This window comes from Microcoleus sp. S36b_A4, assembly GCF_036700645.1.
Lineage (GTDB): Bacteria > Cyanobacteriota > Cyanobacteriia > Cyanobacteriales > Microcoleaceae > Microcoleus.
Window position 1 is genome coordinate 16,052 of record NZ_JAUBPI010000099.1, and the last position, 6,828, is coordinate 22,879.

At 48.5% G+C, this 6,828-nt stretch carries 3 protein-coding genes and 1 pseudogene; 3 read left to right on the plus strand and 1 reads right to left on the minus strand.

All coding sequences use genetic code 11. The features are described from left to right. The first annotated feature begins 35 nt into the window (after nucleotides 1–35). Nucleotides 36–1,937, plus strand: a pseudogene (locus QUA03_RS24120) (CHAT domain-containing protein). Between the two features lie 18 nt (nucleotides 1,938–1,955). Here QUA03_RS24120 and QUA03_RS24125 read toward each other — a convergent pair. Further along, the gene (locus QUA03_RS24125) at nucleotides 1,956–2,609 is read right to left on the minus strand and encodes a Crp/Fnr family transcriptional regulator (protein ID WP_333215617.1); all 654 of its coding nucleotides are present in this window, start codon (nucleotides 2,607–2,609) and stop codon (nucleotides 1,956–1,958) included. A 581-nt stretch (nucleotides 2,610–3,190) separates the two neighbouring features. On the opposite strand from QUA03_RS24125, the gene hslO reads away from it, so the two are divergent. Both hslO and QUA03_RS24135 read left to right on the plus strand, forming a co-directional pair. Further along, a complete protein-coding gene (gene hslO / locus QUA03_RS24130; RefSeq protein WP_333215619.1) occupies nucleotides 3,191–4,090 on the plus strand; it encodes an Hsp33 family molecular chaperone HslO in 900 nt (299 codons plus the stop codon). 246 nt (nucleotides 4,091–4,336) lie between these two features. After that, nucleotides 4,337–6,400 (plus strand): hypothetical protein, encoded by a 2,064-nt coding sequence (locus QUA03_RS24135; RefSeq protein ID WP_333215621.1) that lies wholly within the window; start codon nucleotides 4,337–4,339, stop codon nucleotides 6,398–6,400. The last annotated feature ends 428 nt before the right edge of the window (nucleotides 6,401–6,828 follow it).

Below are 6,828 nucleotides of genomic sequence, written 5' to 3' on the forward strand. Positions count from 1 at the left end.
ACTACGCCAAAGCGATCGAGTACCTTCAGCAGTGGTTGGCGAGCGCGCGAGAAATTAAAGACCGCCAAAGCGAGGGGGCGGCTCTGGGAAGTCTGGGAAATGGTTACATTGACCTCGGCGACTACGCCAAAGCGATCGAGTACCAACAGCAGTGGTTGACGATCGCGCGAGAAATTAAAGACCGCCGAAGCGAGGGGGCGGCTCTGGGAAATCTGGGAAATGCTTACCGTAACCTCGGTGACTACGCCAAAGCGATCGAGTACCAACAGCAGGTGTTGGCGATCGCCCGAGAAATTAAAGACCGCCCAAGCGAGGGGGCGGCGCTGGGAAATCTGGGAAATGCTTACAGTAACCTCGGCGACTACGCCAAAGCGATCGAGTACACTCAGCAGGGGTTGGCGATCGCACGGTCAATTAAAGACCGCCAAAGCGAGGGGAATGCTCTCAACAATCTAGGATTGGCTCTCGCCAACTCTGGCAATCTCCCAGCAGCAGAGAAAACCCTACTTGATAGTATTAAAGTTTCGGAATCTGTCCGTGCTGGATTAGACGATGCCAATAAAGTGTCAATCTTTGACACTCAAACTAGCCCCTACATCAATTTACAACAAGTCTTCATTGATCAGAAAAAAACTAATGACGCTTTAGAAATTGCCGAACGGGGTAGAGCCAGAGCTTTTGTGGAGTTATTGGCATCTCGCCAAGCCTCATCTGCCTCTGTCCCAACTACTATCAACCCCCCCAATATCCAGCAAATTCAACAAATCGCTAAAGAGCAAAACGCTACCCTCGTCGAGTATTCAACTATTGGGAATGAAGCCCTTTATATTTGGGTCATCAAGCCGACTGGTGAAATTACCTTTCGCTCCGTTGACCTCAAATCTCTCGACATCAATCTACGCGAAGCCACTGAAGGGACAAGAGTATCTGCTGCTACCGCGAGGAGAGGATTAAACGAGCAAGATACAGCCTTAGCTGAGATGATTCGCGGCACTCGCGATGCTCTGGGTGTATCGGCGGGGGACATTGCCAATAAACAAACAGCTAATCCCCCTGCTTCTACCCCTGCTAATTCTCGGATAATCTACCCCAAATTACAGCAAAGTTATCAACTACTCATTCAACCCATTGCCGATCTTTTACCTACTGACCCCAATGCTCCTGTCATCTTCATTCCCCATCAATCCCTGTTTTTAGTTCCCTTTGTCGCCTTACAAGATCCGACAGGTCAATATTTGATTGAAAAACATACCATCCTCACCGCTCCCGCCATTCAAATTTTGCAGTTAACCCGCCAATCACGGCAAAAAGTCCGACAACTTTCTCTGCAAAATAACCTCGTTGTCGGCAATCCAACAATGCCCAAAATTGGCACGCCGCCGCACCAATTACCTGCCTTACCGGGCAGCGAACAGGAAGCAATTACAATTGCCTAACTTCTGAATACTAAACCGATTACAGGCTCTCAAGCGACTAAAGCATCGATTGTTCAACTGATGCTAAAAGCCCGGATTATTCATCTGGCAACTCACGGATTACTCAATGAAGTGAAGAGGCGAGATTTACCGGGAGCGATCGCCCTAGCTCCATCAGGAAATGATGACGGATTGTTGACTTCGAGCGAAATTTTGGATTTAAAATTAAATGCTGAATTAGTGGTATTAAGTGCTTGCAATACTGGCAGAGGAAAACTCACAGGTGATGGTGTGCTTGGATTATCTCGTGCTTTAATTAGTGCTGGTGTTTCCACTATTATCGTTTCTCTGTGGTTAGTGCCCGATGAGCCGACAGCGGAATTAATGGCAGAATTCTATCGCCAGTTACAGAAAAACCCGAATAAAGCTCAAGCTTTGCGGCAAGCGATGCTGATGACAATGAAGATGCACCCAACTCCGCAAGATTGGGCAGCATTTACCCTGATTGGCGAAGCAGAATAAGATTTTTTTCGGCGCTTGCTACACTGCTTGAGGGTTGCAGCCAAACAAATCAGACGTTGACGCAAAAACATCTTTGTTAAGTATTAAATGCCGATCGCCATCTCGACTGATTAACCCTTGCTGCTGCAATTTTCCCAGCATTCGAGTTACTGTTACCCGCGTCGTGCAAATCGCATTAGCAATATCTTGATGTGTCAAGCGAATATTCAAACGAGTTCCCTCAACCACAGGCTGACCGAATTCCTGTTGCAATAATAGCAGTAGCTGATACAAACGGTCATCTACTCGCCGCTGTCCGGCGATCGCTAAAATTGCTTCCATTTGCCGCAGCCGCCGTACCATTTGAGGCAGCAACTCGTGAGCCAATTGAGGAGAAGCTTCGATTTCCACCATAGAATACCACATCAAATAAATATCTGATGTCGCCGTAGCTCGGTAAGTCTGCAAGTTTGTCAACCACAAACCGAAGCACATCGAAGGCCCAACCCAGCCCAAAAGTCCTTCTTCCCCGTTTGGATAAAGCGTACTCAGTTGTGCTAAACCTTGACAGACTCGCCAAAGGCCATGCGACATCATAGGAATGGTTTCGCCCTTGGCATAAAAATGCAAGTTTCGGCTCGCTCCTGTGTTATGCTGGATTTCCGCTAAAAGTGCTTTGGATGTTGGTGGCATATCGCTTATTTCCAGCTAAAAAACATTTGTCTGAGACCTACGCCTCTGACTCTAACCGGCAAAGGTAAAGGTTTGGTAATCGTCTGGTTAGCGGCAAGATAAGCTTTAGTCATTAGTTGTTATTCATTGGTCATTGGTCATTAGTTATTAGTTATTAGTCATTAGTTTAGGACTTAGGCATCGGTAGCCAGAAATCGGGTTTTTTAGATTAAATACACGGGATTAAAAGCCTCTAGATCGGTTAAAAAAACCGGTTTATATCTTCCGAGTGCGTTCAGGAATATAGTTATTAGTGGTTATTTGTTAATTGTTATAAATAGACTGAGAACAAGCTGGCGTGGTAACAATAAATGCACTCGTTATTCTGGGCTTTTCAAATAAATATTGATATCGAATAATCCATCAGACTATTTGTTAATAAATCCTCAGTTAATCAAGGTTTTATAGAAAACAAAGGCGAGTTTGGAAGTTCGATCGCACTCCCAGGCCCGCCGAGTCAACTGCTGCTCTCTGCTGCCACAACCTTCAAGAACTTATAAAATAGTTCAAGAAAGTATCAAAAGACAAAAGCAAGGTTTTTCATGGCCGATCAATTAATTCGCGCTACAGCCGCAGAGGGCGGAATTCGCGCTGTAGGCGTCATTTCCACCCGCCTCACCGAAGAAGCAAGACAGCGGCACAAGCTCTCCTATGTGGCTACAGCCGCCCTCGGCCGCACAATGTCGGCGGGGCTGTTACTCGCCTCCAGCATGAAGCGGCCCGAATCGAGAGTCAACATTCGCATCAAAGGAGATGGGCCGCTGGGCGGGCTTCTGGTGGATGCGGGACTTGATGGAACGGTTCGAGGTTATGTGGATAATCCCGAAGTCGAATTGCCACCCAATGCTAAAGGCAAACTCGATGTCGGCGGGGCAATAGGTGACGGTTATTTGTACGTGGTGCGGGACGTTGGATACGGCTTCCCTTATTCCAGTACGGTAGAATTGGTTTCCGGCGAAATTGGCGACGATCTAACTCACTATTTGGCAACCTCGGAGCAAACGCCTTCGGCTCTGGTTTTGGGGGTGTTTGTAGGGGCGGGCGGGGTAGAAGCGTCTGGGGGTGTGCTGTTGCAGGTTCTGCCCAAGGCGGCAACCGACGAAAAATTGGTGCAAACTTTAGAATCTAGAGTTGCTCAATTGTCCGGCTTTACGCCGCTGCTGCGATCGGGCAAAACGCTGCACCAGATTCTCGAAGAGTTACTGGGAGATATGGGCCTGGAAATTTTCCCGGAAACTCAGATGGTGCGCTTTGACTGTGGGTGTTCGTTCGATCGAGTTTTGGGAGCTTTGAAAATGTTGGGCGAAGCCGAACTCCAAGACATGATTGAAAAAGATGGGGGGGCTGAGGCTACGTGCCATTTCTGCAATGAGGTTTACCAAGCTAATAGCGACCAACTTGCGGAACTGATCGGCGATTTGCGCTCAAACTCCGGTTCTTGAGACGATAATGTGTAATTGGCTCTATTGAGTGCGAGTTAGGGATGATGGCCTTGACCAATTGCCAATTACGCATTATCAATTACCTAATCACAAAATTTTGATTTTGGCGGTTTGGCGATCGGCTCTTGCAGTCTAGGGCAGACGGGAGTATGTAAAAGTGATGAATACATTTTATAGAGCAGTTGATAGCAGCGCTCGCAGTTTTTAAATAACTTACGCTAGCTGGTTGCTGTTTGTGGTGAGGATATGAGTCAAGATCGCAAAATACCAGGCCGTTGGTCTGCATCAGAATCCTTGGAGTCAACAAAGGATACTTCGTCGCTGGTGCGCTTACCAGCAAGGAAAAACCGGGCTGAACGACTTAAAGAGCTCCGAGAGTTGGTTACTTCGGGAAAACTGCCGGGAGGGCATCTGGAACTACCGCCGAATTTGTCTGGGGAAAACTCGCAGCCGCCGGGGGAACACAATCCGTTTTGGCGGAACTGGTCGAACAAGTGGCAGTTTTGGCTGGCGCTGAGTTTGATGGTATCGGTGGGTATGGGGTTTGTGGCAATTGCGTCTTTACTCAACCTGACCTCGCAGTCCAATTGCTCAAAGATTTTTTGGCCAACGGCTTCTGCTAACGATCGCTTTTTTTGTGCTCAAGAAGCAGCAAGCAAGCGGACGGCGGATGATTTGCTCAGGGCGATCGAATTAGTGAATGCTTTGCCACAAAACCATCCGCTGCGGCCGAGAATTAACACTCAAATCGATCGGTGGTCGGAGGATATTATTAGGCTGGGAAATGCTAGTTTCCAAGAAGGAAAGCTGGATGAGGCGATTGCGCTCGCTCGTAAGGTTCCTAAAAACGTTCCCGCTTACCCGAAGATGGAAAAGCAGATTGAAAAGTGGCAGTCGATATGGAGCGATGCAGAGAAAATTTACCGCACGGCGGAAGACCACTTGCGTCAGGAAGAGTGGCCGCTGGCTTTCAGCCAAGCTACTCTGCTTTTGGATTTGGGAAATACTTTCTGGGAATCGGCTAAGTACGAGGAATTGACTAAGCTAATTCAGACGACTCGGGCTGAGGGCAATAAGTTGCTAAAAGCCCGGAATACAGCCTCCGAGGGAGGTCTCGAAAATCTGGTGACGGGGATTAAGCTGGCTGAGGGAATTGGTCAAAACAGTTATTTGTATCAAGCTGCCAATAAGGCGATCGCGGAATTTAGCAAGAAAATTCTGGATATCGCCCAAAAACGCTTGCAAGCAGGGGATTGGCAGGAGGCGATGGCGATCGCTAACAAGATTCCAGAGTCGGCAAATTTAAGGGAACAAGTACAGGATTTTAATGAGTTGGCGAATGCTACTTCTCAGGCTTTGACTGGCTCTGTTGAGGGTTTCTCCAAGGCGATCGAGATTGCTCAAAAGTTGAAATCCGGCCGCCCTTTATACAAACAAGCTCAAGATTTAGTGGGCCGGTGGCAACAAGAAATGGCTGATGTGAAAGTTTTGGATTTGGCAAGCAGGCTGGCGGCGCCGGGTGGGGTAAATGATTTGAGGGCTGCCATCGCGCAATTGCAAACAGTCCCGGAATCCAATCCCCGCGCTTCGGAAGCTCGCCGTCAAATTAGCACCTTGAGCCGTCAAATCGAGCTGATGGAAGACAGTCCCTATTTGCAAAAAGCGAACGATTTAGCGAGTACGGGCGATCCGAATGCTCTGGAAGCCGCCGTTGCTCAAGCTTCTCGGATCGGTAGAGGTAGGGCGCTTTACGTGGAAGCTCAAGCCAAAATTCAAGCTTGGATCGAGAGGAGACAGCGGCTTGTTGACCAGCCGTTTTTGGATAGAGCTCAGCAGCTAGCGGCGAGCGGCAATTTGGCGGGGGCAATTGAGATGGCGCGCCGGATTCGATCGGGACGGGTGCTTTATGAGGAAGCTCGATCGAACATTCGGACTTGGGAGGCTCAATTTCAGGGCGAGCAAGGTTTGCAGAACGCCCGTCAGACGGCCCGAGCCGGGACTGCTGACGCTTTGCAAACGGCTATTGCGCTGGCAAGTCAGGTTCCGGAGTCGAGTTCGCTGCGGTGGCAGGCGAGTGAGGCGATTGATGAGTGGAGCCAGCGGATTTTGGCGCTGGGTGTGGAAGAGTCGTCGTCGGATCTGGCTGGGGCGATCGCGACTTTGAAGAAAATTCCTTCGGGTACTCGGGCTTTTGAGCAAGCTCGATCGCAAATCAAAGTTTGGGAGGAGTCGCTGAATCCTCCTGAGTCTGAATCTCCCCCTCCTGAACCGCCGGAAATTGAGCCTCCGACCAGCTCTGGCAATCGTTAGGTTAACTGGTTTGCCCGACATTGGGCGGAGGTTTAAAGTCGGAGAATGATGGTTGATTTGAGTTTTAACTCAAATCAACCATCATTCTCAATCAACTTCTAGGGGTGGGTTTACAAATCATACTCACATTGCCAACAAATTAAATAAAGCCACCCCCACCACGCGATAAAACTCAGAGAATCTCTATTTAACGAACCCCGAAGACGCGAAGAGCGCGAAGGAAGAAGAGGAAGACAAAGAGTTCACAATTGATACGAGGCTTGCTATAGCAGTTTTCTATTAGGTGAGGTACATCTTAGCAATTACCTTTTTCCCAATGCTCAATTACCAATTACCTGTAATTTTAGATCAATTAAACTGAAGTTCCCCCATTGACAAAAGGCGTCGGAGTATGTAGGGTAAACCTTTGGAGGATTTTGACTCCGGTT